The 25,931-nt window shown below is 68.8% G+C and carries 28 protein-coding genes and 1 tRNA gene; 20 read left to right on the top strand and 9 right to left on the bottom strand.

What is annotated here, in order from left to right; genetic code table 11:
- Window positions 1-77: 77 nt before the first annotated feature.
- Genes DFR72_RS15530 through DFR72_RS15515 form a run of 4 tightly spaced genes read left to right on the top strand, consistent with a single transcriptional unit; the run spans window position 78 to window position 2,323 of the window.
- Window positions 78-764, top strand: coding sequence for a response regulator transcription factor (locus DFR72_RS15530; RefSeq protein WP_211335435.1), 687 nt, complete (start codon window positions 78-80; stop codon window positions 762-764).
- 23 nt (window positions 765-787) lie between these two features.
- Window positions 788-1,648, top strand: coding sequence for a sensor histidine kinase (locus DFR72_RS15525; protein WP_090065818.1), 861 nt, complete (start codon window positions 788-790; stop codon window positions 1,646-1,648).
- Between the two features lie 5 nt (window positions 1,649-1,653).
- On the top strand, window positions 1,654-2,154 hold the full coding sequence (locus tag DFR72_RS15520) for a MogA/MoaB family molybdenum cofactor biosynthesis protein (protein ID WP_089909148.1): 501 nt from the start codon (window positions 1,654-1,656) through the stop codon (window positions 2,152-2,154).
- Complete coding sequence (locus tag DFR72_RS15515; RefSeq protein ID WP_090065474.1) at window positions 2,141-2,323, top strand: hypothetical protein; 183 nt, start codon at window positions 2,141-2,143, stop codon at window positions 2,321-2,323. Before DFR72_RS15520 ends, DFR72_RS15515 begins: the two co-directional genes overlap by 14 nt.
- 560 nt (window positions 2,324-2,883) lie before the next feature.
- On the opposite strand, the gene mscL is transcribed toward DFR72_RS15515, so the two are convergent.
- The 4 genes from mscL to DFR72_RS15495 all read right to left on the bottom strand — a co-directional run bounded on the left by mscL (window position 2,884) and on the right by DFR72_RS15495 (window position 4,922).
- The gene (mscL, locus tag DFR72_RS15510; RefSeq protein WP_090065475.1) at window positions 2,884-3,327 is read right to left on the bottom strand and encodes a large-conductance mechanosensitive channel protein MscL; all 444 of its coding nucleotides are present in this window, start codon (window positions 3,325-3,327) and stop codon (window positions 2,884-2,886) included.
- Entirely contained in the window at window positions 3,327-3,881 is a 555-nt protein-coding gene (locus DFR72_RS15505; protein WP_090065476.1) for an SAF domain-containing protein, read from the bottom strand. Before DFR72_RS15505 ends, mscL begins: the two co-directional genes overlap by 1 nt.
- A 71-nt stretch (window positions 3,882-3,952) precedes the next feature.
- Window positions 3,953-4,261, bottom strand: a complete 309-nt coding sequence (locus DFR72_RS15500; protein ID WP_090065477.1) for an FmdB family zinc ribbon protein — start codon at window positions 4,259-4,261, stop codon at window positions 3,953-3,955.
- A gap of 94 nt (window positions 4,262-4,355) precedes the next feature.
- The gene (locus DFR72_RS15495) at window positions 4,356-4,922 is read right to left on the bottom strand and encodes a 5-formyltetrahydrofolate cyclo-ligase (RefSeq protein WP_090065478.1); all 567 of its coding nucleotides are present in this window, start codon (window positions 4,920-4,922) and stop codon (window positions 4,356-4,358) included.
- A 38-nt stretch (window positions 4,923-4,960) separates the two neighbouring features.
- On the opposite strand from DFR72_RS15495, the gene DFR72_RS15490 reads away from it, so the two are divergent.
- From DFR72_RS15490 to DFR72_RS15445, 10 genes are all read left to right on the top strand, one after another.
- Window positions 4,961-5,845: a UTP--glucose-1-phosphate uridylyltransferase gene (locus DFR72_RS15490; protein WP_090065479.1), complete on the top strand. Its 885-nt coding sequence runs from the start codon at window positions 4,961-4,963 to the stop codon at window positions 5,843-5,845.
- Window positions 5,846-5,862: 17 nt separating this feature from the next.
- Window positions 5,863-7,086, top strand: coding sequence for a molybdotransferase-like divisome protein Glp (glp, locus tag DFR72_RS15485; RefSeq protein WP_090065480.1), 1,224 nt, complete (start codon window positions 5,863-5,865; stop codon window positions 7,084-7,086).
- Window positions 7,083-7,736: a GNAT family N-acetyltransferase gene (locus tag DFR72_RS15480; protein ID WP_090065481.1), complete on the top strand. Its 654-nt coding sequence runs from the start codon at window positions 7,083-7,085 to the stop codon at window positions 7,734-7,736. The genes glp and DFR72_RS15480 overlap by 4 nt, the downstream gene beginning before the upstream one ends.
- Before the next feature lie 156 nt (window positions 7,737-7,892).
- On the top strand, window positions 7,893-8,609 hold the full coding sequence (gene sepX, locus DFR72_RS15475; RefSeq protein WP_090065482.1) for a divisome protein SepX/GlpR: 717 nt from the start codon (window positions 7,893-7,895) through the stop codon (window positions 8,607-8,609).
- A gap of 57 nt (window positions 8,610-8,666) precedes the next feature.
- A tRNA-Ala gene (locus DFR72_RS15470) sits at window positions 8,667-8,739 on the top strand.
- A 119-nt stretch (window positions 8,740-8,858) separates the two neighbouring features.
- Complete coding sequence (locus DFR72_RS15465) at window positions 8,859-9,584, top strand: hypothetical protein (RefSeq protein ID WP_143086703.1); 726 nt, start codon at window positions 8,859-8,861, stop codon at window positions 9,582-9,584.
- Between the two features lie 94 nt (window positions 9,585-9,678).
- Window positions 9,679-10,053 (top strand): cupin domain-containing protein, encoded by a 375-nt coding sequence (locus DFR72_RS15460; RefSeq protein WP_090065484.1) that lies wholly within the window; start codon window positions 9,679-9,681, stop codon window positions 10,051-10,053.
- An 89-nt stretch (window positions 10,054-10,142) separates the two neighbouring features.
- Window positions 10,143-10,697, top strand: a complete 555-nt coding sequence (locus DFR72_RS15455) for a hypothetical protein (RefSeq protein ID WP_143086704.1) — start codon at window positions 10,143-10,145, stop codon at window positions 10,695-10,697.
- 255 nt (window positions 10,698-10,952) lie between these two features.
- Window positions 10,953-12,920: a serine/threonine-protein kinase gene (locus DFR72_RS15450; protein ID WP_090065486.1), complete on the top strand. Its 1,968-nt coding sequence runs from the start codon at window positions 10,953-10,955 to the stop codon at window positions 12,918-12,920.
- A 207-nt stretch (window positions 12,921-13,127) separates the two neighbouring features.
- A complete protein-coding gene (locus tag DFR72_RS15445; protein ID WP_211335434.1) occupies window positions 13,128-14,441 on the top strand; it encodes a hypothetical protein in 1,314 nt (437 codons plus the stop codon).
- Between the two features lie 142 nt (window positions 14,442-14,583).
- Here the strand turns inward: DFR72_RS15445 and DFR72_RS15440 are convergent, their stop codons facing one another.
- Window positions 14,584-15,177, bottom strand: coding sequence for a hypothetical protein (locus tag DFR72_RS15440; RefSeq protein ID WP_090065487.1), 594 nt, complete (start codon window positions 15,175-15,177; stop codon window positions 14,584-14,586).
- A 64-nt stretch (window positions 15,178-15,241) separates the two neighbouring features.
- Here DFR72_RS15440 and DFR72_RS15435 point away from each other — a divergent pair, with 64 nt between their 5' ends.
- Together DFR72_RS15435 and DFR72_RS15430 are read left to right on the top strand one after the other, a co-directional pair.
- The gene (locus DFR72_RS15435; RefSeq protein WP_211335433.1) at window positions 15,242-15,763 is read left to right on the top strand and encodes an RNA polymerase sigma factor; all 522 of its coding nucleotides are present in this window, start codon (window positions 15,242-15,244) and stop codon (window positions 15,761-15,763) included.
- Window positions 15,753-16,412 (top strand): hypothetical protein, encoded by a 660-nt coding sequence (locus DFR72_RS15430; RefSeq protein WP_090065489.1) that lies wholly within the window; start codon window positions 15,753-15,755, stop codon window positions 16,410-16,412. Before DFR72_RS15435 ends, DFR72_RS15430 begins: the two co-directional genes overlap by 11 nt.
- Here the strand turns inward: DFR72_RS15430 and DFR72_RS15425 are convergent.
- Window positions 16,399-17,937 carry a dolichyl-phosphate-mannose--protein mannosyltransferase gene (locus tag DFR72_RS15425; protein ID WP_245982995.1) on the bottom strand — a complete coding sequence of 513 codons (1,539 nt, stop codon included), beginning with the start codon at window positions 17,935-17,937 and terminating at the stop codon, window positions 16,399-16,401. The genes DFR72_RS15430 and DFR72_RS15425 overlap by 14 nt on opposite strands.
- 24 nt (window positions 17,938-17,961) lie before the next feature.
- Between DFR72_RS15425 and rsmI the strand changes: the two genes are divergently transcribed.
- Complete coding sequence (gene rsmI / locus DFR72_RS15420) at window positions 17,962-18,807, top strand: 16S rRNA (cytidine(1402)-2'-O)-methyltransferase (RefSeq protein WP_090065491.1); 846 nt, start codon at window positions 17,962-17,964, stop codon at window positions 18,805-18,807.
- Here rsmI and DFR72_RS15415 read toward each other — a convergent pair.
- The 3 genes from DFR72_RS15415 to DFR72_RS15405 are packed head-to-tail and all read right to left on the bottom strand — an operon-like array spanning window position 18,799 to window position 21,062.
- Window positions 18,799-19,527: an ABC transporter permease gene (locus DFR72_RS15415; protein WP_090065492.1), complete on the bottom strand. Its 729-nt coding sequence runs from the start codon at window positions 19,525-19,527 to the stop codon at window positions 18,799-18,801. The two genes, rsmI and DFR72_RS15415, sit on opposite strands and share 9 nt — an antisense overlap.
- Window positions 19,517-20,449 carry an ATP-binding cassette domain-containing protein gene (locus DFR72_RS15410; protein WP_090065493.1) on the bottom strand — a complete coding sequence of 311 codons (933 nt, stop codon included), beginning with the start codon at window positions 20,447-20,449 and terminating at the stop codon, window positions 19,517-19,519. The genes DFR72_RS15415 and DFR72_RS15410 overlap by 11 nt, the downstream gene beginning before the upstream one ends.
- A 58-nt stretch (window positions 20,450-20,507) precedes the next feature.
- A complete protein-coding gene (locus tag DFR72_RS15405; RefSeq protein WP_090065494.1) occupies window positions 20,508-21,062 on the bottom strand; it encodes a PadR family transcriptional regulator in 555 nt (184 codons plus the stop codon).
- 54 nt (window positions 21,063-21,116) lie between these two features.
- Here DFR72_RS15405 and metG point away from each other — a divergent pair, with 54 nt between their 5' ends.
- The 3 genes from metG (at window position 21,117) to DFR72_RS47505 (ending at window position 25,443) form a co-directional block, all read left to right on the top strand.
- Window positions 21,117-22,910, top strand: coding sequence for a methionine--tRNA ligase (gene metG / locus DFR72_RS15400; RefSeq protein WP_090065495.1), 1,794 nt, complete (start codon window positions 21,117-21,119; stop codon window positions 22,908-22,910).
- Window positions 22,910-23,731: a TatD family hydrolase gene (locus DFR72_RS15395; RefSeq protein WP_090065496.1), complete on the top strand. Its 822-nt coding sequence runs from the start codon at window positions 22,910-22,912 to the stop codon at window positions 23,729-23,731. Before metG ends, DFR72_RS15395 begins: the two co-directional genes overlap by 1 nt.
- Before the next feature lie 302 nt (window positions 23,732-24,033).
- Complete coding sequence (locus DFR72_RS47505; RefSeq protein WP_090065497.1) at window positions 24,034-25,443, top strand: resuscitation-promoting factor; 1,410 nt, start codon at window positions 24,034-24,036, stop codon at window positions 25,441-25,443.
- Window positions 25,444-25,931: the final 488 nt, after the last annotated feature.

The following is a 25,931-nucleotide window of genomic DNA, read 5'->3' as shown; positions in this document are numbered from 1 at the left end:
CACACAGGCAGAGGCCTCTTCTTACGTCCTCGTGACAGATGCGGGCCGGGCCGGCGTTCGTGGCTTAGCGTGGTGACGTGGTGGAACGGGTCCTGGTCGTCGACGACGACACGACGGTGCGCGACGTGGTGCGCCGCTACCTCGAACACGCCGGGTACGAGGTCGAGCTCGCCGGTGACGGGGAGCAGGCGCTGCGGCTGGTGGCCGCGAACGAGCCGGACATCGTGGTGCTGGACCTGATGTTGCCCGGCATCGACGGGCTCGAGGTGTGCCGGCGCATCCGGGAACGCGGCAGCACACCCGTCGTCATGCTGACGGCGCTGGGCGAGGAGGAAGACCGCATCGCCGGGCTTCAAATCGGTGCGGACGACTACGTCACGAAGCCCTTCAGCCCGCGTGAGCTAGCGTTGCGCGTCTCGTCGGTGCTGCGGCGCGCGCATCGGGCCTACGAGCCGCGGGTGGTGCGGGACGGGAACCTCGTGCTGGACGTGGCCGCGCACACCGCGACGCTCGACGGGCAGCCGTTGCAGCTCACGACCCGCGAGTTCGACCTGCTGGCGTTCTTCATCGGCAACGCGGGCAAGGCGTTCGGGCGCGCGGAGCTGCTGGAACGGGTGTGGGGCTGGCAGTTCGGCGACCAGTCGACCGTGACCGTCCACGTGCGACGGTTGCGCGAGAAGATCGAGGAAGACCCTGCGAAGCCCCGGCGGCTGAGCACGGTGTGGGGCGTCGGCTACAGGTATGACCCGTGTTCGATCGACTGAGCCGCGTCTCCCTGACCACCGCGATGACCGTCATGGTCATCGTGCCGGTGGTGGCGACCATCGCCGGCGTGCTGGTGGTCAGCGGGTTCATGTTCACGCCGATGCTCAACGCCACGCTCATGGCGTGCGTGCTGGTCGGGGTGGTCACGGTGCCGTTCTCGATCATGCTGGGCCGGGCGATCGCGCGGCGCACCATGTGGGAGCGCGAGGCCGAGGCGGCGCGGCGGCAGCTGGTGGCGTGGATCAGCCACGACCTGCGGACGCCGCTGGCCGGCATCCGGGCGATGACCGAGGCGCTGGAGGACGGGGTCGTCTCCGAGCCGGGTGAGGTCGCCGTCTACGCCAAGCAGATCGCCCTGGAGGCCGACCACCTCTCGAAGCTGGTGGACGATCTGTTCCAGCTCTCACGGATCACCGCGGGCGCCTTGAACCTGCCGATGCACGACGTGGCTCTGGCCGACGTGGTCAGCGACGTGGTCGCGGCCTCCCGCCCGGTCGCCGCGCGCGAGGGCGTCGAGCTGCGCGCCGATGCTCGCGCGTGGCCGGTCGTGAAGGGCTCCGATCCGGAACTGATGCGTGTCGTGCGCAACCTTGTGTCCAACGCCATTCGCCACACACCGGAGGGCGGCTCGGTCGCCGTCCAGGTCGATGTGGACGGACCCGAAGCGGTGGTGCGGGTGGACGACGCGTGCGGCGGCATACCCGATGACGTGCTGCCACAGGTCTTCGACGTGGGATTCCGCGGCTCGTCCGCACGCAATCCCTCCGGTGCCGGACTGGGTCTTTCCATCGCGCGAGGCCTCGTCGACGCGCACCACGGACGGATCGGCGTCCAGAACCACGGTCCTGGCTGCCGCTTCGAAGTCAGACTCCCGCTACGGTGATCGGTATGGAACGCAGCGCGCAGCGCCTTGGCCGCGCTTTGGTCGTGATCGTGGACGACCGGGTGGCGCACGGCGAGCAGGACGACAACTCCGGGCCTCTCGTCACCGAACTCCTGGAAGAAGTGGGCTTCATCGTCGACGGCACCGTCGCGGTCGAGGGTGAGGTGGTCGACATCCGGGCCGCTCTCAACACGGCCGTCATCGGTGGCGTCGACCTCGTGGTCACGGTGGGCGGCACAGGCGTGTCCCCGCGAGACGTCACACCCGACGCCACGCAGGGCGTGCTCGACCGCCCGATCCACGGCATCGCGGAGGCCCTCCGGGCGTCCGGGCTGGCCGCGGGCGCGGTCGACGCGGGCATCTCGCGCGGCCTCGCCGGCGTCTCCGGCAGCACGCTCGTCGTGAACCTCGCGGGCTCACGCTCCGCGGTCCGCGACGGCATGGCGACGCTGTCGGCTCTGGTGCCCTACGTGATCGAACAGCTGAGCGGTCTTGACGAAGAGTGATTCGCCGAAGCCGGCCGACGACGACGCCGCAGCGCGTCGTCGCCGGTTGGCCGAGGTGTTCGGCGACGTGCTCCCGGAGACGACGTCGGACGAGCGCGGTGGCGGGGGTTCCCCGGACGACCGCGAGGCCTGGTACCGCGAGAACAGGCCGCCGCACCACGGCGGCTGACGCGGGTGGGGCGGGTGCCGTCGCCTTCGGGCTCTGCCGGTGCTCGACGTGCGAGTTGTGCTGGCGCGCCTGCCGCCGCACCACGGCGGGTAGCGCGGTGGTGGCGAACGTCGCCTTCGGGCTCTGCCGTCGGCTGACAGACGCATCGTCGCCGGGCTGATGTTGCCGAACGTCTGAGCGTGCGGCCGGTCTCCAGGTCGCCGCGGTCCTTTGGCCTTCGGCTTCGCCGTTGGGGCCTCAAGACTGGGGCGCGGCGAGGCTGCCTGTGTTCACGTAGAGCTGTGCCAACGCACCCGTGGTGAGCGCTGCTCGGCCTTCGGGCCCTACCGGTGCGGCTTGCGTCCGCCGACCTGTCTGGATCTTGGCTTTCGCGGGTGCGGCTCAACAGCCCGGCCGCGCCACGGGTGGGCTGTATTTGCTGGACGCCGGAGCGCGAGGTGGTTCAACACAGCCGCGTCGCGAAACCGCTCGGACCGTCGTCGGCCATGGCCGCAGGGCCAGGACAAAGCGCGCGGTGGTGCGACGGCTGCGCGCTTCGTCTCGGCGGGGACGGGTGGAGATCAGATCGCGGGACCGCGGCGGTCCGGTGCGGTGTTCTGCACCGTGGTGGTGGGCTGCTGCTGAGCGGCGAGCAGATCGCGGATCTCGATCAGCAACTCGACGTTCGTCGGCTCGGACGGGCCGGCCTCCTCGCCCCTCTTGCGGCGTTCCTGGATCTTCTGGATCGGCAGCACCAGGACGAAGTAGACGACAGCGGCCACGATCACGAAGTTGATCGTGGCGTTGATGACGTTGCTGAAGTCGAGGTACGTGTCCTCCTTGCCTTCACGCAGTTGGATGCCGAGGCCCTTCGTCTCGGTGCTGCCGAGCGAGGAGATGAGCGGCTTGATGAGGCTCGTGGTGAACGCGGTGACGATCGCGGTGAACGCCGTGCCGATGACCACGGCCACAGCCAGGTCGACGACGTTCCCACGCATCAGAAAGTCTTTGAATCCCTTCAGCATCAGCGGAGAGTAACGGCTAATGAATGATCCAGTGACATCGCGGCCACACGAGTTGCATTAAGTCTCGGCAACGTGAGCACGACGACTTCGCCGCGTGTCTCGCGCACCGCCGCGTTCTCCGCGAGCACCTCGCCGGACGACGACACGACGTCGACCCGGCTGCCCAGCCGCACCACCTCGGCGAGGCCCTGGTCAGCCACCCGCACGGCGACTGAGGCCTGCTCCTCCGAGGTGCTCGCTAGGTCGAAGTCCGTCAACGGGACGCCTGCGCGTGTGGGGGACGCCAGCGGTCTGCCCACCAGTTCGGTGGAATCGGGAAAGGTCCCCGGTACGGGTGAGGCCAACGAGACCAGCCGGAGGTCGGCGGCGGACAACGACACGCCTGCCGGTAGATCCCGTGCCGCGACCACGGCCGGATGGCCCACGTCGGGCCAGAAGAACGTCGACACCGCCATCAGCGCCAGGCCCAGAGCCAGAAAACGGCGCCACGCAACGGAAGGGCGGCGGCGGGACAGGGTGCGGACTCGGTCCAGGGCGGTCGCGGAAAGGGTCATGCCTCCGACCGTAGGGCGGTCGGAGGCAGGGTGGACGGGGCTGAGCGCAAGTTGTGGACAACTCGCGATCTTCAGGACGCGGCGGCCGCCGGAGCGCTCGTCGAGGACTTCGAGTCCGATGAGGACTTCGTGTCCGACGACTTCTTCTCGGCCGGCTTCGCATCCGTTGAGGACGTCGTGGTGGCCGCGCTCGTGGACGAGCCCGACCGGCTGTCCGTGCGGTAGAAACCGCTGCCCTTGAAGACGACGCCGACGGCGCCGAAGAGCTTGCGCAGCTTGCCCGAGCACTCGGGGCACTCGGTGAGGGAGGAGTCGCTGAACGACTGCACAGCCTCGAACCGGTGCTCACACGCGGTGCAGGCGTACTGGTACGTAGGCACTGGGTCTGCTCCTAGCTCTGGCACTCGACCTTTGTGAGTGCCAACACGATTTTCGCTCAGGACCTTCCCGGAGCGCAAACACCCCAGGTCAATGTCACAGCCACCGGAGGCCCACCGAGGGGGTCAGCACGCCGTTCATCCTCACGTCATGAGGCTCGCCCGGCACCTCGGCGAGCACCTCGCTGTCCCGCACGACGCCGATCAGCGGGGCGTTGACCAGCGGCAACGAGCGATCGTAGTGGCCCTGCCCCTTCCCGATCCGCACCCCGTCCACCGACACGGCCAACGCGGGCACGAGCACCAGCGATGCTCCAGCGATCGCCGAGGCGCCGAGCCGGGGGCCGGTGGGTTCGAGCAGCTTGAACCCGGCGGGCGCGAGTGCGGACGGGCCGTCGTGCACCGCCCAGTCCAGCGGCGAGTCGCCCGTCACGATCGGGAGCAGCACCCGGCACCGCAGCCCGTCGAGCCACGACGCGTTTCCGGGCTCCGATCCGACCGGCAGGAACGCGCACACCGTCTGATCAGGCGTGACGTCCAGGGCGGCGACGTGCGCGGCCAGCGCGGCGGCTTCCAGGGCGCGCACTTCGGCCGGCAGGGAGCGCCGTGAGGCCAGCAACCGTGAACGCAACGTGGCCTTACGGTCACGAAGATCGGACGTCATGATGGGTATCCCCCGGTATGTCGTTAGCATCGCAGCCCATGAGCAGCGCCTTCCACACCGCTATCGTGCCCGCGGCCGGTCTGGGCACCCGTTTCCTCCCCACCACCAAAGCCGTGCCGAAGGAACTGCTGCCCCTCGTCGACACCCCCGCCATCGAGTACGTGGCGCGCGAGGCGGCCGAGGCAGGCGCGAAGAAGCTGGTCATCGTGACGTCGCCGGACAAGGCGGCGGTCGCGAACTACTTCGACGCGAACCCCGAACTCGAGGAGACGCTGGCCGCGCGCGGCAAGGCCGACCTCGTCGAGAAGATCCAGCGCGCTCCCAAGCTGATCAAGGCGGAGACCGCGATCCAGGAGCAGGCACTCGGCCTGGGCCACGCCGTCGGTTGTGCCGAGGGCAACCTGACCGGCGAGGACGAGGCCGTCGCGGTGCTGCTGCCCGACGACATCATCCTGCCGACCGGCGCCCTGAAGAAGATGGCGGAGGTCCGCCAGGAGAAGGGCGGCAGCGTCCTGCTGGCGTTCGACATCCCGCGTGAGCAGATCTCCGCTTACGGCGTGTTCGACGTCCGCGACACCGGCAACGACGACGTCAAGCAGGTCGTCGGCATGGTCGAGAAGCCGAAGCCGGAGGACGCCCCGTCGACGTTCGCGGCCGCCGGGCGCTACCTCCTCGACCGGGCGATCTTCGACGCGCTCAAGCGCATCACGCCCGGCGCGGGCGGCGAGCTGCAGCTCACCGACGCCATCGCGCTGCTGATCAACGAGGGTCACCCGGTGCACGTCGTGGTCCACCGCGGCGGGCGACACGATCTTGGTAATCCCGCCGGATTCCTGCGGGCTGCGGTTGACTTCGCACTCAACACCCCGGAGTACGGACCCGATCTGCGTGAGTGGTTGCGGGAACGCCTCGACAACTCCTGAGCGCGAGGACCAATCACATGAGGTCAGTGGACGAGCAGCTCGCTCGGGTGATCGCGGCCGCGGTGCGGCCCGCACCCGTGCGGGTGGCGATCTCGGAGTCGCAGGGCCTGCTCTGCGCCGAGGAGGTCGTGGCGGAACGCGCGTTGCCCGGCTTCGACCAGGCCGCCGTGGACGGCTACGCGGTGCGCAGCGTCGACGTGTCCGGTGCGAACGCGAGCCCGGTGCAGCTGCCGGTCGTGGGCGAGATCCCGGCCGGCTCGCGCCAGCCGCGCAGACTGCAGCCCGGCCAGGCCGTGCGGATCGCGACCGGCGCTCCGCTGCCCACGCTCGCCGACGCGGTCGTGCCGCTCGGGTACACCGACGGCCACCAGGCCAAGGTGACGGTCAACCGGAGCGTGCCGTCCGCCGGGTTCGTCCGCCGCACCGGCGAGGACGTGCAGACCGGCGACGTCGCCGTGCGCCGCGGCGCGTCCATCGGTGCTGCTCAGGTGGGTCTGCTGGCCGCCGTGGGACGCAACAAGGTGCTCGTGCACCCACGTCCGCGCGTGTCCGTGATCTCGCTCGGTGAGGAGCTCGTCGACGTCGACCGCACGCCCGGCCAGGGCCAGGTCTACGACGTGAACTCGTACGCACTGGCCGCCGCCGCACGCGACGCGGGCGCCGAGGTCAGCCGGGTCGGCATCATGTCGGCCGACCCGCGCCGGCTGCGCGAGGTGATCGAGGGCAGGCTGCTGCTCTCCGAGATCGTCGTCATCGCCGGTGGCGTCGGCGGCACGGTCGGCGACGAGGTCAGGGCCGCGATCACGGACCTGGGCGACATGGACGTCACCCGCGTCGGCATGCACCCCGGCTCCGCGCAGGGCTTCGGCCGGCTGGGCCCGGACGCCGTGCCGACGTTCCTGCTGCCCGCGAACCCGATGAGCGCGCTCGTCGTGTTCGAGGTGCTGGTCAGGCCCCTGATCAGGGCCGCGCTGGGCAAGAAGAACCCGTACCGCCGCGCCGTCAGCGCACGCCTGCTGTCGCCGCTGCAGTCGACCAAGGGCCGCCGGGGCTTCCTGCGCGGTCAGCTGCTGCGCGACGCGGACAACGGCGAGTACCTGGTGCAGCCGCTCGGCACGTCCGGGTCGCACCTGCTCGCGTCACTGGCCGAGGCCAACTGCCTGATCATGGTCGACGAGGACGTCACGGAGGTCTCCGTCGGCCAAGAGGTGCTGGTCAGCTTCCTTGCGCAGCGTGGATGAGCGTTTTCGCCGATCTGGGCAGACACCCCGGCTGGCCGGTCCGGCTGGGGCCTCTCCAGGTGCGCGCGGGAACCGTCGAGCTGCGCGGGCCGAGGCTCTTCGACGGCGGTAAGTGGTCGAGGCTGCGCATCCGCGACCGCGCCTACCTCGAACAATGGGAACCGACCGCGCAGGAGGGCTGGGACGAGCGCAACGCGACGCTGTCCTGGCCCGCGCAGTGGTCGTCGTTGCGCGGCATGGCCCGCCGCGGCACCACGCTGCCGTTCATGATCTTGGTGGACGGCGAGGTCGCCGGTCAGATCACCGTCGGCAACATCGTGCGCGGCTCGTTGCTGTCGGCGTGGATCGGCTATTGGGTAGCCGCCGATCGGGCGGGAGGCGGCGTCGCAACGGCGGCCGTGGCGTTGCTCACGGACCACGCTTTCCGCGACGCTGGTCTGCACCGGCTCGAAGCCACCGTCCGCCCCGAGAACGGCGCCTCGATCCGCGTGCTCACGAAGTCCGGGTACCGCGAGGAAGGCCTCTTCAAGCGTTATCTGGATGTTGCCGGGCAGTGGCGCGACCACCTCTGCTTCGCGCTCACGACCGAAGAGGTCCCGGATGGCCTAGTGCGCCGTTTGGTCGCACGCGGAGAGGCCCGTCTTCCCTGACGTCCGCTTCCGTTTGCCCTAATCACTTCACCCAAAAGTGGGTGATAGACCACACTTTCGTACGCACCGAGTTCGGCGTGCCTCCGAGACAGGTGTGACTGTTGTGACTAGCGTGGTTGACAGCACCACGCGTGGGCCGGGGGAGGTGAACGGGGAATGCCGAGTTCGCTGATCATCGTTGCGCTGGTCGTCGCCTGGCTCGTGGTCCTCGTCCCCATGATGGCCCGCAAGCGCCAGGAGAGTGCGCGCAGCGTGGGGGAGGAGTACGACGCCATGCCGGACGCCGAGTACGACGACATCCACGACATCGACGACGACTACTTCGACGAGGAGGAGTACGTCGAGCGCCCGTTCCGGCGTGGCCGTGGTGGCTACGACCCGGAAGCCGCCGTTCTGGTGGCACAGGCCAAGTACGCGTTCCGCCGCAGAGTGGTGGCGTTCCTGCTGGTCGCCGCCGTGGTGTCGGGAATCGTCGCCGGAGTGTTCTTCACGAAGCTCTGGTACGGCCACGCCGCGCTCGACCTGCTGCTCGTCGGCTACCTCACGTACCTGCGCCGCCAGGTGCGGATCGAGGAGGAGATCCGCGCCCGGCGGCTCGCCCGCCTGCAGCAGGTGCGCCGCCGCCGCGAGACGGGCCCGCAGCACCAGGAGATCGCGGCCGCCGCCGAGATCCCGCAGCAGGTCGGCGCCGAGGACTCCGAGACCACCCAGGTCGAGGTCGTCGACGACAGGCCCGCACTGCCACCGCTGCCGCGCTTCGAACACCGCGTGCTCCCGGGCACCATCCCGGTCGACTCCGACGACGAGGACCCGGTCTTCGTCGAGTTAGAGGGACTGGAGTCGCTGCGGTACCGAGGTGCTGTCGGGGCGTAGGAGGGGGTGGTGAAACACCCCTTCTGGGACTGCTATAGTTCTCTCGTAACACCGCAAGGGGCTGTAGCACAGTTGGTAGCGCGTCTCGTTCGCATCGAGAAGGTCAGGGGTTCGATTCCCCTCAGCTCCACGTAAGAAGAGAGCCGGTGGTCATAGCGACCATCGGCTCTCTTCTTTTGCGTGGTCAGTAACTCGTTCGGCAGTTGCTGCGATGATGGATATCTTGGGCGCGTGAACAATCTTGGGGGATTGAAAGCTGTATTCGTCGTGGCGGTGGCACTCGCCGTCGCCGGTTGCTCGCCGGGGTCGGGAGACCAGCGGGCGGCGACGATGCAGGAGAAGCACTTCGACGTCACGGGCTGGGGCGGGCTGAAGCCCGGAATGTCCAAAAAGGACGCACTGGCCACCGGCGAGCTCGGTGCGACCGCCGCCGGGAAGACCGGCGACTGCGAGGACTACCGCTACCAGGGCGCGCCGGCGCCGGATGCGAAGCAACTCGCGGAAGACGCCGAGATCGAGCAGAAGTACGAGGCAGCGAAGAAGGTGGCGGACGACGCCGACGCGGCTGTCGGTCCCGCGCCGGGAGCGAACGCGGGTGCCGCTGCCTACGCCGCCCACGCCGAAAAGCTCGCCACGGCCGCGGAAGCCGGAGCCAAGGCGGTCGAGCTGTCCGCGGAGTCCACGAAGCGCATCGCCGCTCGGGCCGAGGCGCGTGAGGCGAACGGCGGCGTCCTGTTCGCCGGCGACAAGATCCGGATGATCGTGCCGCCGCCGGGTGCCACGACGGCGAAGAACATCGGCAAGGGTGCCACGGTCGAGCAGCTCAAGGCGGCCTACCCGAACGCCGTGGACAAGGACGGCAAGGGCTTCGAGGTGCCGGTGCCCGATCAGCAGGGCACCGTGCTGAGCTTCCACTTCACCGACGGCAAGCTCACGACGTTCCTGCTGTTCAACGGTGAGGCCAAATGCAGCTGAACTGAGTGGTTCCGGGCCGTTCGCAGTAATGGGAACGGCCCTTTCGCCTATATAACGGCCGTAAGCTCGTTCGGCTCCCGAAAGGCTGTCCCCCATGAGCGACGTGCCGCAGGACAAGGTCACGGTCCTGTCCGCCGAAGCCCTCGCCCAGCTGAAGGCGTTCCCGCTGCACGGCGACGAACGGCTGCAGAACAGGCTGCTGTGGAAGTCGCCCAGCGGCGACACCATCGTCGGCCTGATCCAGATGGCGCCAGGCGCGCGCGACGCCGGCCACAGCCACCCGTCGGCCACGCAGCACACGTGGGTCATCGACGGCACCGTGAGCATCGGCGGGGCGGAGGCGACGGCAGGCTCGTACGCGTTCGTGCCGCCGGGCGTCGACCACGAGACCGTGGCGGGCGACGAGCCCGTGACGATGTTCTACGTCTACCAGCCGTTCGCTCCCGAGCACGACCACCACGACCACTGACAGGTCAGCGCCGGCAACGTATTTCGCGCTCACCCATCTATGGGGTGAAGTTGAGTGAAGAACGCGGAATCCACAAATAGTTTTCTCTCATGAGATCTGTGGTCGCCGCGTTATTACTCGGGGCCGTCACCTCCAGCGGTGCGGCGGCGTCGACCGAAGCCCCTACCGCCCGGTGCACGGCCGCCCGTTCTGTCGTCTCCAGCACGGAGACAGCTGTAGAAGCGCGCGTTCTCACCGGCTGCACGGCCGGTGAGCTCGTCGTCTTCCGGGCCGCCCTGACCTTCCGGGCCCACGGCGCGGCCTGCACCGCGGTCTCCGAGGAACTCGAAGCGGACCCGGCCACCGAGCCGCAGTGGATCCGCACGCGCCTGGAACTGGCCTGCGCACCCGGTGAGAAGGGCCTGCTCGGCTCGCAGATCACCGTCGAGATGCACGACCAGCAGAACACCCGCGTCGCCACCTACGGCCACCGCGACTCCTTCACGGACCACAACCCGGCCGCCCGGCACCTGTGGACCGTCGAGTTCGTCGCCGGCCTCGGTGACCTGCCGGTGGCGTCCGGTCCGGCCGCGCAGACTTCCGGCGCGTCGGCGGGCAGGGGCAGTTCGCGCACCTTCTCCGATCACCGGGCAGACGTCGGCTGACGTCGCCTTTTCCACCCGTTCGCCAGGTGTCCGTTCGTGCTGCCTCGATAACGAATCGCGCAGCACTGCCGACTTCTGTCAACGGAGCCGTCCGTCGAGACGTGTAAGGAACAGCAGGCTCGACGCGTGCCGGACGGAGGTACAACGCGGTGATCAAGGAAAGGGTTGCTGTGGCGTCAACCGCAAACCAATCACGCACCGTACGCTGACAGACCGCCTAGGCTGGGGGTGATCTCGGAAGGGGTGGTGTGAGTCGTGGGGCTCGCTGAGTCCTTGCTCACGTGGCTGCACGGCTTCGTGGGTGCGAGTGTCTGCCCCGGTGACTGGGTGTGGACCACCACGGCGCTCGGTGCGGTGCTCGGGTTGTTCCCGACGATCGGGGCGCTGCTGTCCATCGCGGTGCGCCGGGTGGTCGGCAACTCCTACGGACCCGTGACCGGTGCCATCTTCACCGTGCTCGGCGTCGCCAGCTGTCTGGTGCTGCCGTGGCTCGTCATGCGCGGCACCGTGCAGGGGCTGTCCGGACGGGCGATCCCCGGCTCGGCGTCGCTGGACCAGGACACCTGCTTCGGGACGTTCTCACAGGGCAGCTACCTGGTCGACGGTGCGCCGTCGATCATCGGCGTGATCCAGCGGCCGACGGAGCAGCCCCTGTTCCTGGCGGCCGCGGGCATCACCGCGGCGCTCGCGTTGCTGTGCCTTCTGTTCGTCATGCTGCAGTCCGGTTCGGCGTTCCGGCTCGGGCCGAACTGGCCGCGCCGCGTGTTCTGGCCGATGTTCCTGGTACTGCTGGTGACGACGTCGGCATTCCCCGTAACCCTCGTCGGCCATGTGCTCCTCGGGTTTCTGCCGATTGCGATAATCGGCTCACTCGTCGTGCGGATTTTCGGGTTGACTACCGCCATGCTGAACCGCCCCGGCCGCGACCGGTCCCAGGACCGGAACTCGCAGAACTCGCCGCCACCGCAGCCGGTGGCGCGCAAGCCCCAGCCCCAGAACAACCAGCTCCCGGCTGGTCAGCCCCAGAAGAAGGCGGCGACCAAGCCGATCACGGCCGCGCAGCACCAGCCGCCGCCGCAGAACCCGGGGCAGAACCCGCCGCCGTACCAGCCGGCGCAGGTGCCGAAGTACCAGCCGGCACCGATGAACCGGCCGATGCGCCCGGTGACACAACCGCAGCACCAGCCGCCGCGCCAGTACCCGCCGACCCGCGTCGCCGAGGTCCTGCCGCAGCCGAGTACTCCGCAGCCGTCGAACCCGGCGGTGCTCGCGGACACGCCGGGCCCGCTGCCGTTCGGTCCGGGCGCGGCCAACGCCGAGTCGCCCGCGCCGGTGCAGAAGTCGGGCAAGGTCTGGAACCCCGGCAACGGCCGGTTCCGCCGCGTCCGCCAGCTCGGTTCCGGTGGCTTCGGCACGGTCTGGCTGGCCGTGGACGAGCAGCTCGACCGCACCGTGGCGGTGAAGCTCGCGCACGCCCCGGACAACGACACCGAGGCGCGCATGCTCCGCGAGGCCCGCGCCCTGGCCGCGGTCCGTCACCCGAACTGCGTGCGGGTCTTCGACATCGTCCAGGACCCGGACGGCCTCGCCCTGGTCATGGAGTACATCGAGGGCGCCTCGCTGTCCGAGACGGTCCTGAAGAACGGCCTGATCGACGACAAACTCGCCGCCCGACTCTGGCTGAACATGGCCGACGCACTCGCGGCGGCCCACGACCGAGGCGTGCTGCACCGCGACGTGAAGCCGTCCAACGTGATCGTCGACAACCAGGGCACCGCGCACCTGATCGACTTCGGCATCGCCCGCTCCAAGGGCGACAGCACCCTGACGGCCACCGGCATGATGGTCGGCACCCCGGACTTCCTGGCCCCGGAAACGGCCCGCGGCGAAACCGCGTCCCCGGCGTCGGACTCCTGGCAGCTGGCCGCCACGGTCTCCTACGCCCTGACCGGCCACCCGCCGCGCGGCTCCCGCGAGAACCCGATCTCCTCGCTGATGGCCGCTGCCCAGGGCGAACCGATCACCAAGCTGCCGCAGAACAGCAAGCACGCGAGGCTCCTGCTCGCGGCGATGGACCCCGAACCGGGCCGCCGTCCGTCGCTGGCCCAGGTGCGCGGGCAGCTGTCGCAGTTCCTCGACCAGCAGGGCATGAGCAAGGAAGGCCCGGTCACCAAGATGATCAGCAAGCCGACGCCGCCGCCCACGCGGCACATGCCGATGTAGGCGAACCGGGTGAATGCCCCGCACGGCGGGTAACGGTCGTAAAGAGTTCAACGACGACAGCGTTGTTGTTTCCTGACCGCAAAGCCGCCATGCGAGGGAACTATGACCGCTGAAGAAAGCTGGCATGCCGCACGCCTGATTCCGACTTCGGGCATCAACGGTGCTGAAGAACAAGAACGACGGGCGACATCGGCATTGCTGGCCGTCATGTCAGCGGTGCGCGAGTTCGGGCGGGCGTTGACCCAGCCGCTGGGGGCGCCCGCCGCCGCTGTGCAGACCTTCATCGAGGTCCCGTTCGAGCTCGACGGACGCAAGCTCATCCCTGACGGACTGGTCCGGGTCACCCGCGGGCAGAAGTCGTGGACCGCGCTGGTCGAGGTGAAGACCGGGTCCAACGAGCTCCAGGTGGAGCAGTTGGAGAACTACCTGGACGTCGCGCGCGAGTTCGGCTTCGACGCGGTCATCACGATCTCGAACGAGATCTCGCCGTTGCCCGGCCAGCACCCGACGCCGGTGGACCGCAAGAAGCTCAAGAAGGTCGCGCTGCACCACTGGTCGTGGAGCGAGGTGCTCTGCGAAGCCGTGATGCAGAAGGAACACCGCGGCGTGGCCGACCCCGACCAGGCCTGGATCCTCGGTGAGTTGATCAGGTACCTCGAGCATCCGCGGTCGGGCGCGATGGCGTTCGAGGACATGGGCCAGTCGTGGGTTCCGCTGCGCGACGCGGTCGAGGCTCGCACGTTGCGGACGACCGACAAGATCGCACCCGACGTGGTGCTCCGGTTCGAGGCCCTGCTCCGGTTCGCCGGACTGCAGCTCGGCAGGCGCCTCGGCACGGACGTGACCCCGGCGTTGTCCCGCAAGGACCTCGCTGAGCCGCAGGCCCGCCTTTCCCGCCAGCTCGGGCAGTTGGTGGCCGACGGGAAGCTGTCCGGCGGCATTCGCATTCCCGACACGGTCGGGACGCTGCACGTCGTCGCCGATCTGCGAGCCGGCAGGGTGATCTGCGGTGTCGACGTGGAAGGTCCCAGGGAGGGCCGCCCGTCGACCCGGATCAACTGGCTGCTGCGGCAGCTGAAGAACGCGCCTGACTCGGTCCGGCTGGAAGCGTTCGTCGCGCATGCCAGAGGTGCCGGGGCGTCCGAGTTGCTGGGTGCGGTCCGGGCGAATCCCGCGCTGCTGATCGCCGATCCGCAGAAGGAGATCCGCGGGTTCAGGGTCGAGATCTCGGTCCAGATGGGCTCGAAGCGCGGCACCGGGCGCAACTCGTTCATCGACTCGGTGCTGAACGCCGTTTCGTCGTTCTACGAGGAGATCGTGCAGAACCTCAAGCCGTGGTCCGCCACGCCGCCGAAGATCAGGTCGGAGGCGACGTTCGTGCCCCCTGCGGACGTTCCGGTGGCGCTCGTGTCGACGGCACCGTCGTCCCAGGACGGACCCGAGCTCGGCCCGGCGGCGGTGCCTGGGCAGGAAGTTCCCGCCGCTGTCGCGGTGTCGGTTCCGCAGGAGGTCGACGCTTAGGCGAACCGGGTGAACGTTGGACCGGTCCGTAACGGTGATTCACCGTTCACCGACCTAAGCCGTGGTCCACCCGCAAGCCTCGGCACCCTCACGGGATGCCACGCGAGAGTGGTGAGGCGGTTTCCGCCGATCGCCTCACCACTCACCTTCGGGGGTTCGGCCGCAACCTCTTGCGCAGCAGCAGGAACACACCGGCCGCGCCCGCGACGACGAGTCCGGCGATCCACACGGGCAAGGGCTTTCCCGAAGGCTCGGAAGGCGCCACCGCGGCGGCCGGGGCGGGGGAAGCGGAGACCGCCAGTGGCGGTGCGATCTCCTGCCACGGTGACGGGCCGTCCACCGTTCCCTGCACCATCTGCGGGTCCACCGGCTTCACCAGCAACGTGCCCGGCACGGTCAGCGTGCCCAGGGCGTGTTCCGGGAACACGCCCTGCACGCCGAACACCTCGTACGTGCCGGCGGGCAGGGAGAACGTCACGGCGTAGTGCGCGGGTTCGCCCAGTGCTACGCCGGCGAAGTCCCGGGAATCGGCTCCGGACTTGAAGCGCAGGCCGGTTCTGCCCAGGTCGCCGGAGAACGGGTGGGTGCCGTGCTGCAGCACCCAGTAGCCGACCGTGTGGGTCACGGAGGGCTGGATCGACGGCACGGGGTCGACGTACGTGACCGCCCAGCCGCCCGCGAGCGCACTCGGTGCGCTGATCAGCAGGAAAGCGCATAAAAAGGCGAGAATCCTCATGGCGCGAATACACCGGGAACCGATCTGAGGTTCCCGGTGTAGAGAGGGCATCACGGACGAAGCGGTGGCACGGGCGATCGCAGGCGACCAGGCGGCCTACGGCGAGCTGGTCGCCCGGTACACCGCGCTCGCGCACCGGACTGCGTTCCTGCTCGGAGCCGGTGCGGACGCCGGTGACATGGTGCAGGAGGCGTTCGTGAAGGCGTACCGGAAGCTCCACACGTTCAAGCCCGAAGCCGATTTCAAGCCGTGGCTGCTCAAGATCGTCGCCAACGAGACGAAGAACCTGCACCGCGGCAGACGGCGGCGCAACCTGATGGAGCTCAGGCTCGCCGCCATCACCGAGACCGTCGACCACGACGACCCCGGCACGCTCGTGGACGACTCCCGCGCCAAGCTCCTGCACGCCGTCCAGAGCCTGAACGAAGCCGACCGCCAGGTCGTCACGTGCCGGTACCTGCTGGACCTGAGCGAGGCCGAGACCGCGCAGACCCTCAACGTGGCCAAGGGAACCGTGAAGTCGAGGCTGTCGCGCGCCCTGGCCAAGCTGCGCCCGATGCTGGAGGAGGTGGCCCATGACCGATGACCGGGCAGAGGCCGCCCTCCGCGATCTGGGCCGGCAGCTCCACGTGCCGGAACCGCCGGACGTCACCGCCCAGGTGCTGGCCAGGATCAACGTGCCGCGACGACGAAACCGTTGGCTCAAGGCGCTCGTAGCCGCGATCACGGCGTCGGCGATCGCCTTCGCGGTGTCGCCGGCGGTGCGGGCGGGCGTGCAGCAGCTCTTGGAGTTCGCCGGTGTCGAGTTCCGCACGGAGGCGCCGCTGTCTGTCGTCCCTCCGTTGCCCAGCAACGACGTCTCACTCGACGAGGCCCGGAAGCAGATGCCGTTCGAGATCCACCTGCCGGGGGAGCTCGGCACGCCGGACCGGGTCACCGTCCACGAAGGACGGTTCGTCAGCCTGCACTACGGCGGCCTGAGGCTCGACCAGTTCGACGGCGCCATCAGCTCGACCGTCGGCAAGCTGGTGCACCAGGAGGGCGTCGAGCAGATCGGCGACAAGATCTGGATCCCGTACCCGCACGTGTTCTTCTACATCGACCGCGACGGCGCGTGGCACACCGAGGAACCGAACGGGGCAGGGCAAACCCTGCTCTGGCAACGAGGTCAGGTCACCATGAGGCTCGAAGGCGACCTGACCAAGGAGAAAGCCCTCGAGATCAGCGCCAGCTAGGCAGCCACAGCTGCTGCTGCCACATCTCCGGTGTGATCGGGTTGCCGTTCAGGATCGGCCACAGCCACACGAAGTTCGCCACCACGATGCCCACGTACAGCGCCACGACCAGCAACCCGGTGCCACGGCGTTCGGAGCCCGCGGTGCTTCGGCCCAGGACCTCGCCCAGCGCCAGCACGATCAGCAGCACCAGGAACGGTGCCATCGGCGTGACGTAGAAGAAGTACATCTGCCGGTCGAGGTTGAGGAACCACGGCAGCAGGCCCGCGGCGTAGCCGACCAGGACGCCGGCGTAACGCCAGTCCATGCGGCCGATGGTGCGGTACAGCGCCCAGCCGATCACCGGGAACGCGAGCCACCACATCGCGGGCGTGCCGATGAGCATGATCGCGCCGAGGCACGACGCCGCGCCGCAGCCCGTGACGGAGTTGTCGTAGTAGTAGAGCATGGGACGCAGGCCCATCGGCCACGTCCACGGCTTCGACTCCCACGGGTGCCGGTTGGTCTCCGAGGTGACCAGCTCGACGTGGAACTTGTAGACGTTCTTCGCGTTGTACCAAAGCGACTGCAGGACGTCGGGGACGTACGAGACGTCCTGGACCTTGCCGCCGACCACGTGCCGGTCGATGCCGGTCTCGCTGGCCATCCACGGGAACCACGTCGCGACGTAGACGAGCACGGGGATCGCGACCAGGCCGCCCAGCGACGGCAGGACGTCCTTCACCAGCGCGCCCAGCCACGGCTCCTCGACGCCCGCGGCACGCCGTGCCAGCGCGCTCCAGATGACCGTCAGCAGGCCGAACGCGGCGATGTACCAGATGCCGGACCACTTGATCCCGCACGCCGCACCGAGCATCACGCCCGCGCCGAAGCGCCACCAGCGGAAGCCCATCCACGGGCCGAACGCCGAGTTGTTGACGAAGCCCTCGCGCACGGCCACGGCCAGCCGGGCGCGCATCTGTTCGCGGTCGGCGACCAGGCAGCCGAACGCGGCCACGACGAACAGCGCGATGAAGATGTCGAGCATGCCCATCCGCGACTGGACGTGCGAGACGCCGTCCGCGATGAGCAGGACACCGGCCAGCGCGCCCAACAGGTCCGACCGGGTCAGGCGGCGGGCGATGCGGACGATCAGCAGGATCGTGATCGCGCCCGCGAGCGCCGAGGCGAACCGCCAGCCGATGCCGTCGTAGCCGAAGAGCTCCTGGCCGATCGCCATCAGCTGTTTGGCCAGCGGCGGGTGGACGATCAGCTCGTAGCCGGGATTGTCCTCGTAGCCGCCGTTGCGCAGCACCTGCGCTGTCTGCGGCACGTAATGCTTCTCGTCGAAGATCGGCGTGCCCTTGTCCGTCGGATACCCGACGTTCCAGAAGCGCACGACGGCACCGATCAGCGTCACGACGGCCGTCATGAGCCACCCGCGCATGCGGTCTCCGGACGGCGGCGGGTCTAGTACCGCCGCACGATCCGTAGGCGGCTCCTCGACGACGACGGGCGCCTCTCCTGGCTGCACGAGGACTGTCACGCCGCCGATCGTAGGGTGAAGCTTGTGAGTCCTGTATCCGGTTCAGGCCGTCTCGTCCTGGCAGCCACCCCTCTCGGGGACATCCGCGACGCCTCCGCGCGCCTGATCGAGGCACTCGGGACGGCTGACGTGATCGCCGCCGAGGACACCAGGAGGCTGCACAGCCTCGCGGCCGCGTTGCAGGTCAAACCGTCCGGGCGGGTGATCAGCTTCTACGACCAGAACGAGGTCGGGCGCCTGCCGGGGCTGCTCGAGTCGCTGCGCGACGGCGCGACCGTGCTGCTCGTGACGGACGCCGGAATGCCGTCCGTTTCCGATCCGGGCTACCGGCTCGTCGCCGCGTGCGTCGAGCAGGACCTCACGGTCACGTGCCTGCCGGGGCCGTCCGCGGTGACGACGGCGCTCGCCCTGTCCGGCCTGCCGAGCGACAGGTTCGCGTTCGACGGCTTCCCGCCGCGCAAGTCCGGTGAGCGCAAGCGCTGGTTCGCACCTTTGGCCACCGAACAGCGCACGGTCGTCTTCTTCGAGGCTCCCCACCGGCTCGCGGACACGCTCGCGGACGCCGTCGAGGTGCTCGGGCCGGACCGCCGTGCCGCCGTGTGCCGCGAGCTGACGAAGAAGTACGAGGAGGTGGTGCGCGGCTCACTGGCCGAGCTCGCCGAATGGGCCGTGGAAGGCGCACGCGGCGAGATCACCGTGGTGCTCGGCCCCGCTCCCGTCGCTGACACGCCGGACCTCGACACGCTCGTCGCCGAGGTCAGGCAGCGCGTCGCCGACGGCGAGCGGATGAAGTCGGCCGCCGCCGAGGTCGCGGAGGCGGCCGGGATCAGCAAGAAGACGCTCTACGACGCGGCGATCAAGTCAAGCTGACTCCTTGTTGAACGTGCGGACGCCGTAGAACACGCCGACCAGCACCAGAGCCGCCACCGAGATCAGCCCGTACAGCATCGTGCCGGGGTTGAAGATCGACCGCTCGGCGTCGACGACGTGCGCCAGCGGGTTGATCCGCGACAGCCAGTACAGCCACTGCGGGCCGTTCGACATCGGCAGCAGCACGCCGGAGAGCAGCATCAACGGCACGATCGACGCCGACAGCACGGACGCGAAGACGTACTCCAGCTTCACCTTCAGCGCGATCGCGTACGACACCGAGCCGATCGCGATGCCCAGCAACGCCACCAGCCCCAGCCCGAGCAGCATCTGCCCGGCCGTGGCCCGGAAGCCGAACAGCATCGCGGCGAGCATGATCAGCAGGCTCTGCACGACCAGCAGCACCACGTCCTTGCCGACCCTGCCGACGAGCAGCGCGATCCGGCTGACCGGGGTGACGCGCAGCCGTTCCATCACGCCCGTGCGCACCTCGGGCAGCAACGAGAAGCCCGCGTAGGCGGTGCCGAACAACGCCATCTGCACCAGCAGGCCCGGCACGAACCACTGCCAGCCGCCCTCGCCGAGCAGCGGCCCGAAGAGCCCGAGGTAGAGCAACGGCTGGGCGATCCCGAACACGATCGCCACGGGGTTGCGCACGACCGGCAGCATCACGCGGCAGAACACGAGCCAGGTGTCACCCAAAAGGTTCCTAGGCAGCATTGGCTTCCTCCCGCAACGAGCGGCCGGTCATGGTCAGGAACACGTCGTCGAGCGTCGGCCGGTGCACCTGCACCGAGTGCAGCTCCACGCCGATGTTGTCGAGGTCGCGCAGGAGCCCGGGCAGCGCGCGGTCGCCGTTCGGGATCCGGAAGCTGACCTGCTCGCCCTCGACGACGGCGTTCTCGAACTTCGAGGCGACGATCGAGGCCTGCGGTGTGCCGAGCACGACGAGGTCGCCGGAGACGCGCTGCTTGAGCTCGTCGGGTGAGCCCTCGCCGACGATCGAGCCGTGGTCGATCACCAGCAGCCGGTCGCTGAGGAAGTCGGCCTCGTCCAGGTAGTGCGTGGTCAGGAAGACCGTGACGCCGTCGGCCTTGAGCTGCCTGATGTGGTCCCACAGGTTGCGGCGGCTCTGCGGGTCGAGTGCCGTGGACGGCTCGTCCAGGAACAGCAGCTGCGGGTCGTGCAGCATGCCCATCGCGATGTCGAGCCGGCGCTGCTGGCCGCCCGACAACGTGATGACGCCGCGCTTCTCGAGGCCCTGGAGGTCGAACCGTTCGAGCAGGTCGGCGACCTTCCTGCGGGCATGGTGCTTGGACAGGCCGTAGAAGCGGGCCTGGAACTCCAGCTCGTCGGCGACGCGCTGGTCCTGGCCGGAGCCGTTCTTCTGGCCGACGTAGCCGATGTTGCGGCGCACCCCGGCCGGGTCGGTCAGCAGGTCGTGCCCGGCGATGACCGCCTCGCCGGCGGTCGGCTGCAGCAGCGTGGTGAGCATGCGCAACGTCGTGGACTTGCCCGCGCCGTTCGGGCCGAGGAACCCGACGAGCTCGCCCTCGGCCACCTCGATGTCCACCCCTTTGACCGCGTCCACCGGACCGGCCTTCGTGGTGAACCGGCGCGCGAGACCGCGTGCCTTGATCATGACGAAACCCCCTCTAGTCAACTTTGACTAGAGGCTAGCGAGAACTAATCAAGTTTGACTAGTCCCTCAGCTCGTACGCACCGGCCTCTAGGCGTTCGATCAGCTCCTGAGTCCAGCGCACCTGGCCTTCGAGATGGACGAGCCAGAGTCGAAACAGCTCGCTGACGTGCGCGGGCTTGCCCATCTCCTGCATCGACGAGATGCCGTGCCGAGTCGGGGTGAGCTGTCCTTCAAGGCCCGCCAGCCGGTTCTTCAGCAGCACGACCGCCTGCTTGCGGGGGACGAGGTTGAGCATGGCGATGCCCGCGGAGACCTCGTCGTTGCCCGCGGCCGGGTCAGCCAGCGCGTGTGCGAGCAGGTCCCGCAGCTCGTGCTCGCCGGCCGCGGTGATCCGGTAGGTCGTGCGGGCGGGGCCCTCGTCGGACTCCTCGGTGCCGACCGGCTCCAGCAGTCCGTCCTTGGCCAGCGACTTCAGCGCGTGGTAGATCGAGCCCGGCTGCACGTTCGCCCAGCTGTCCGCCGACCACGACTTCAGCTCGCGCCGCACCACGTAACCGTGTGCCTCGCCGACGAGCTTGACCACGCCGAGCACCAGCATTCTGGTCGCGGACAAACAGACCTCCCACTCGGTGAAAACCCCCTGGCACCGCCTCCGTAGGCTATTGCCATGAGTGCCTCCGTACTGACCGCGGTGGCCTGGCCTTACGCCAATGGCCCCAGGCACATCGGTCACGTCTCCGGTTTCGGTGTCCCGTCCGACGTCTTCTCCCGCTACATGCGAATGTCCGGACACCGGGTGCTCATGGTCAGCGGCACGGACGAGCACGGCACACCCATCCAGGTGCAGGCCGAGAAGGAAGGGCTCACCGCCCGCGAGCTCGCCGACAAGTACAACCGCGTCATCGCCGGTGACCTGCAGGGCCTCGGCCTGTCCTACGACCTCTTCACCCGCACCACCACCGGCAACCACTACCAGGTGGTGCAGGACCTGTTCTCCGCGCTGTGGAAGAACGGCTACGTCGTCCCCAAGACCGAGATGGGCGCCATCAGCCCGTCGACCGGTCGTACGCTGCCCGACCGCTACATCGAGGGCACCTGCCCGATCTGCGGTTACGAGGGCGCGCGCGGCGACCAGTGCGACAACTGCGGCAACCAGCTCGACCCGTCGGAACTGATCAACCCGCGTTCCAAGATCAACGGCGAGACGCCGAAGTTCGTCGAGACCGAGCACCTGTTCCTCGACCTGTCCGCGTTCATCGACTCGCTGGGCAGCTGGATGGGCACGCGGTCGGACTGGCGTCCGAACGTGCTCAAGTTCTCGCAGAACCTGATCAAGGACCTGCGGCCGCGCGCCATCACCCGCGACCTCGACTGGGGTGTGCCGATCCCGCTCGACGGGTGGAGCGACCAGCCGATGAAGCGGTTCTACGTGTGGTTCGACGCCGTGATCGGGTACCTGAGCGCGTCCGTCGAGTGGGCGCGGCGCACCGGCGACCCCGACGCCTGGAAGGAGTTCTGGACGGGCGACGCCCAGGGCTACTACTTCATGGGCAAGGACAACATCGTCTTCCACTCGCTCATCTGGCCGTCGCTGCTGCTCGGGCAGAACGGCGCGGGCGACAAGGGCGGCGAGCCCGGCCGGTTCGGCACGCTGAACCTGCCGACCGAGGTCGTGTCGTCGGAGTACCTGACGATGAGCGGCTCGAAGTTCTCGACGTCGCGGGGCACCGTGATCTACGTCGGCGACTTCCTTAAGGAGTTCGGGCCGGACGCGCTGCGGTACTTCATCTCCGTCGCGGGTCCCGAGAACCAGGACACCGACTTCACCTGGGAGGAGTTCGTCCGCCGGACGAACTTCGAGCTGGCGAACGAGTGGGGCAACCTGGTCAACCGCTCGATCTCGATGGCGCACAAGAACGTCGGCGCCATTCCGAAGGCCACGGCGCTGACGCCTGCCGACCACGAGCTGCTCGCGCAGTCCAAGGCGGCGTTCGACACGGTCGGCGCGCACCTGCGCCGTTCGCGGTTCAAGCAGGCCTCCGGCGAGGCCATGCGCGTGATCTCGCTGGCGAACAAGTACCTGTCCGACCAGGAGCCGTGGAAGCTCAAGGACGACCTGGACCGCCGCGACTCGGTGCTGCACACGGCACTGCAGGTCGTGCAGGACGCGAACACGCTCATGACGCCGTTCCTGCCGCACTCAGCACAAAAGGTGCACGAGGCGTTGGGCGGCACGGGCGTGTGGGCCGCACAGCCGGAGATGACCGAGGTCGACGACCTGGACATCCCCGACCGTTCGTACCCGGTGCTGACCGGTGACTACGCCGGTGAGCAGGCCAAGTGGGAGTCCACGCCGCTCGAGGTCGGCCGGCCGCTGCAGAAGCCGTCGCCGCTGTTCACGAAGCTGGACGCGAAGCTGGGCGAGGTCGGGCCCGAGTGGGCTCCGATCGTGACCGAGTAGTGACGGACAAGCGTGAACGACCGCCGGTGCCGGAAGCTCTTCCGGCACCGGTGATCGACGCCCACACCCATCTCGACGCGTGCGGTGCCGTCGATGCCGCCGACGTGGCGGTCCTGCTCGATCGGGCAGAGGCCGCCGGCGTCTCGCACGTGATCACCGTGGCGGACGACCTGAAGGCCGCGCAGTGGGCCGCCGGAGCGTCCACTTGGGACTCGCGGGTCTACGCCGCGGTCGCCGTGCACCCGACGCGCACCTCTTCGTTCGGTGACGAGGAGAAGGCCGAACTGGAGCGGCTGGCCGTTCTGCCCCGCGTGGTCGCGATCGGCGAGACCGGTCTGGACTACTACTGGGACTACTCGCCACCGGCCGCCCAGCACGAGGCTTTCCGTTGGCACATCGACCTTTCCAAGCGCGTCGGGAAGCCGTTGATGATCCACGACAGGGACGCGCACGAGGACATCCTCAAGATCCTCGACTCCGAGGGCGCACCGTCCACTGTGGTCTTCCACTGCTTCTCCGGCGACGCGGACTTCGCCCGGCGGTGCGTCGACGCGGGGTACGTGCTGTCGTTCGCGGGCCCGGTGACGTTCAAGAACGCCCGTGCGCTGCGGGAAGCGGCGGCGCTCGTGCCGCAAGATCAGCTCCTGGTCGAGACGGACGCACCGTTCCTGACGCCCCATCCGTATCGTGGGCGTCCAAATGAACCCTATTGTGTGAATTACACAGTTCGCGATCTCGCTACGTTGCGTGGCGAAGATCTTTCTGAACTCTGCGTCGCCGTCACCCGTACTGCTCAACGAGTGTTCGGGCTGGACCACTGAAATGCGACTTAGAGCGAACGGAGTACAGGGTTCCTACCTCCATGGGGTGACTGAGGTCACAACATTGGCGGGGGTGTTTGCGCAACGTCGGCTACCCCGTTACTGTCCCGTGACCGTGCCACCTGAGTCGACCTTGTCGGTTCGGAGCACGCCCGCAGTCGGGGCGGGACCGAAGCCAGAAGCGCGAAGAAGCGAGACCACGTAGGAGGAGTTGCCGGGAACCTTCGAGCTCCAACTCGAATGATCTTGTCAACGCCAACTGTGCGGTGGCCTCACAGCTTCCGCAATGGAGGTATCGACCCTTGTCTGGTAGCGACAGAGCTGCTGCTCCGTACGACTTCAACGACGACACCGACTGGTTCACGCCGGTCGGCGGCACGACCGTTGACGTCGTCGACCCCCACCCGAGCTTCCCCGCCGGTGCGCTGACCATCACGCCCGCGGACGTGCTCGAGGTGCTCGGCCCGGACGCCGACGACCTGCTCGCCTCGGCCAACGTCGACGTCGACGAGCTGATCCGTCTCATCAACGCCGAGACGACGATCATGCCGCCGCTCGTCCTCCCGTCGGAGGAAGAGGAGCGCAACGACCCGCAGGTCCTCGTCACGGCCGCCTCGACGTGGAAGCGCCGCTTCCTCAAGGGCACCGTCGCCGCGGTCCTGGTGTCGATCTCCGGTGGCGGCGTGACCGCCATGGCGATGGACAAGTCGCTGACCGTCGAGGTCGACGGCGCGATGCAGACCGTCCACTCCTACGAGGGCACGGTCGGCGAGGTCCTGGCGGAGGAGGGCATCGTCGTCGGTGAGCACGACGCCCTGTCCCCGTCGCTGAACGCCCCGATCTCCGACGGCGGCAAGATCAGCCTCGACCGCGGCCGCCTGCTCAAGATGAGCATCGACGGCCAGGCCCGCGAGGACTGGGTCCGCTCGGTCACCGTCGAGGAGGCCGCCAAGCAGCTCGGCGTGCCGCTCGAGGGCGCCTGGATGTCGATGCCCGGCTCGCACGACGTGCCGCTCGAAGGCATGAGCGTCGAGGTCAAGACCCTCAAGAACGTCAAGGTCTTCGACGGCGCGAACCCGGTCCGCGAGGTCAAGACGACCGCGCTCACCGTCGACGAGCTGCTCAAGGGCGAGAACCTCACCCTCGGCCCGGAGGACGCGGTCGCGTCCGGCATGGACGTGAAGATCGCGACCGGCGCCGAGATCTACATCTCGCGCACCGGCGTCACGGTCATCAACGTGAACGAGCCGGTGGCCCCGCCGGTCGAGAAGACCAACGACCCGAACCTGGCCAGCGGCCAGCAGACCGTCACCGACCCGGGCACGCCGGGCGAGCAGACGTCGACGTACCGCGTGACGGTGAAGAACGGCAAGGAGATCAGCCGCGAGAAGATCGGCGGCAAGATCACCAAGGAGCCGAAGCCCAAGAAGATCACCGTGGGCACCAAGCCGATCCCGGACGGCGAAGTCTGGGATCGCCTCGCCAAGTGCGAGGCAGGCGGCAACTGGGCCATCAACACCGGCAACGGCTACTACGGCGGCCTCCAGTTCTCTGCCAGCACCTGGGCCTCGAACGGCGGCACCGCCTACGCACAGCTGCCGCACCAGGCCACCCGCGAACAGCAGATCGCCACCGCCACGAAGCTGCGCGACCGCGCAGGCGGCACGTACGGCGCATGGCCGGGCTGCCGCGCGAAGCTGGGCCTGCCGTAAACACACACTTTCTCCCCGTCCCCTGACTTGGGCCGCCCTGGTTCCCCACGGGCGGCCTTCGTCGTTGGCGGGGCAGGGGCACGGCGAAATCCAGTGCGCGGGGCAAGGCAAGGCCGGTGGCGAGCGCGGCAGGTGGAGGGTGGCGGGCGCGCGGCAGGCGGGGTGCGGCAGGGAGCGAACGCGCCGCAGTTGAAGTGCGGCACCGTGGACGGGCATGCGGTGGGGGAGATCCTGCAGGCGGATGCCGCATGAAGGCTCGTGCAGAGCGGCGGCGGAGCCGAGCCACCCTGCCGCCCAACGCAAGGGCGGAGCCCGAGGCGTCCCTCCCTGCGCGCAGGGCAACGGCGAAGCCGAGCTGCCCTGCCGCCAATCGCAATGGCGAAGCCGAGGCGTGTGAACCTCTGCGCACTGGTCGAGCGGTGGTGCCCGAATCGCTATCGACGCGCAGCGGCGATGACCGGCACCGGCCCGGTATTGCCCGCCCGGCC

It is taken from the genome of Lentzea flaviverrucosa, assembly GCF_003350445.1.
Lineage (GTDB): Bacteria > Actinomycetota > Actinomycetes > Mycobacteriales > Pseudonocardiaceae > Lentzea > Lentzea californiensis.
This window is presented reverse-complemented; position numbering and strand designations above follow the sequence as displayed.

Excerpts from the sequence above, each read along its gene's own strand:
- DFR72_RS15445 (WP_211335434.1), top strand. The coding sequence starts at position 13,128 with ATGTCAGCGGTGCGCGAGTTCGGGCGGGCGTTGACCCAGCCGCTGGGG.
- sepX (WP_090065482.1), top strand. The coding sequence starts at position 7,893 with ATGCCGAGTTCGCTGATCATCGTTGCGCTGGTCGTCGCCTGGCTCGTG.
- DFR72_RS15480 (WP_090065481.1), top strand. The coding sequence starts at position 7,083 with ATGAGCGTTTTCGCCGATCTGGGCAGACACCCCGGCTGGCCGGTCCGG.
- DFR72_RS15525 (WP_090065818.1), top strand. The coding sequence starts at position 788 with ATGACCGTCATGGTCATCGTGCCGGTGGTGGCGACCATCGCCGGCGTG.
- DFR72_RS15495 (WP_090065478.1), bottom strand. The coding sequence starts at position 4,922 with ATGACGTCCGATCTTCGTGACCGTAAGGCCACGTTGCGTTCACGGTTG.
- DFR72_RS15455 (WP_143086704.1), top strand. The coding sequence starts at position 10,143 with ATGAGATCTGTGGTCGCCGCGTTATTACTCGGGGCCGTCACCTCCAGC.
- DFR72_RS15490 (WP_090065479.1), top strand. The coding sequence starts at position 4,961 with ATGAGCAGCGCCTTCCACACCGCTATCGTGCCCGCGGCCGGTCTGGGC.
- DFR72_RS15505 (WP_090065476.1), bottom strand. The coding sequence starts at position 3,881 with ATGACCCTTTCCGCGACCGCCCTGGACCGAGTCCGCACCCTGTCCCGC.
- mscL (WP_090065475.1), bottom strand. The coding sequence starts at position 3,327 with ATGCTGAAGGGATTCAAAGACTTTCTGATGCGTGGGAACGTCGTCGAC.
- DFR72_RS15430 (WP_090065489.1), top strand. The coding sequence starts at position 15,753 with ATGACCGATGACCGGGCAGAGGCCGCCCTCCGCGATCTGGGCCGGCAG.
- DFR72_RS15440 (WP_090065487.1), bottom strand. The coding sequence starts at position 15,177 with ATGAGGATTCTCGCCTTTTTATGCGCTTTCCTGCTGATCAGCGCACCG.
- glp (WP_090065480.1), top strand. The coding sequence starts at position 5,863 with ATGAGGTCAGTGGACGAGCAGCTCGCTCGGGTGATCGCGGCCGCGGTG.
- DFR72_RS15410 (WP_090065493.1), bottom strand. The coding sequence starts at position 20,449 with ATGATCAAGGCACGCGGTCTCGCGCGCCGGTTCACCACGAAGGCCGGT.
- DFR72_RS15520 (WP_089909148.1), top strand. The coding sequence starts at position 1,654 with ATGGAACGCAGCGCGCAGCGCCTTGGCCGCGCTTTGGTCGTGATCGTG.
- DFR72_RS15415 (WP_090065492.1), bottom strand. The coding sequence starts at position 19,527 with ATGCTGCCTAGGAACCTTTTGGGTGACACCTGGCTCGTGTTCTGCCGC.
- DFR72_RS15460 (WP_090065484.1), top strand. The coding sequence starts at position 9,679 with ATGAGCGACGTGCCGCAGGACAAGGTCACGGTCCTGTCCGCCGAAGCC.
- metG (WP_090065495.1), top strand. The coding sequence starts at position 21,117 with ATGAGTGCCTCCGTACTGACCGCGGTGGCCTGGCCTTACGCCAATGGC.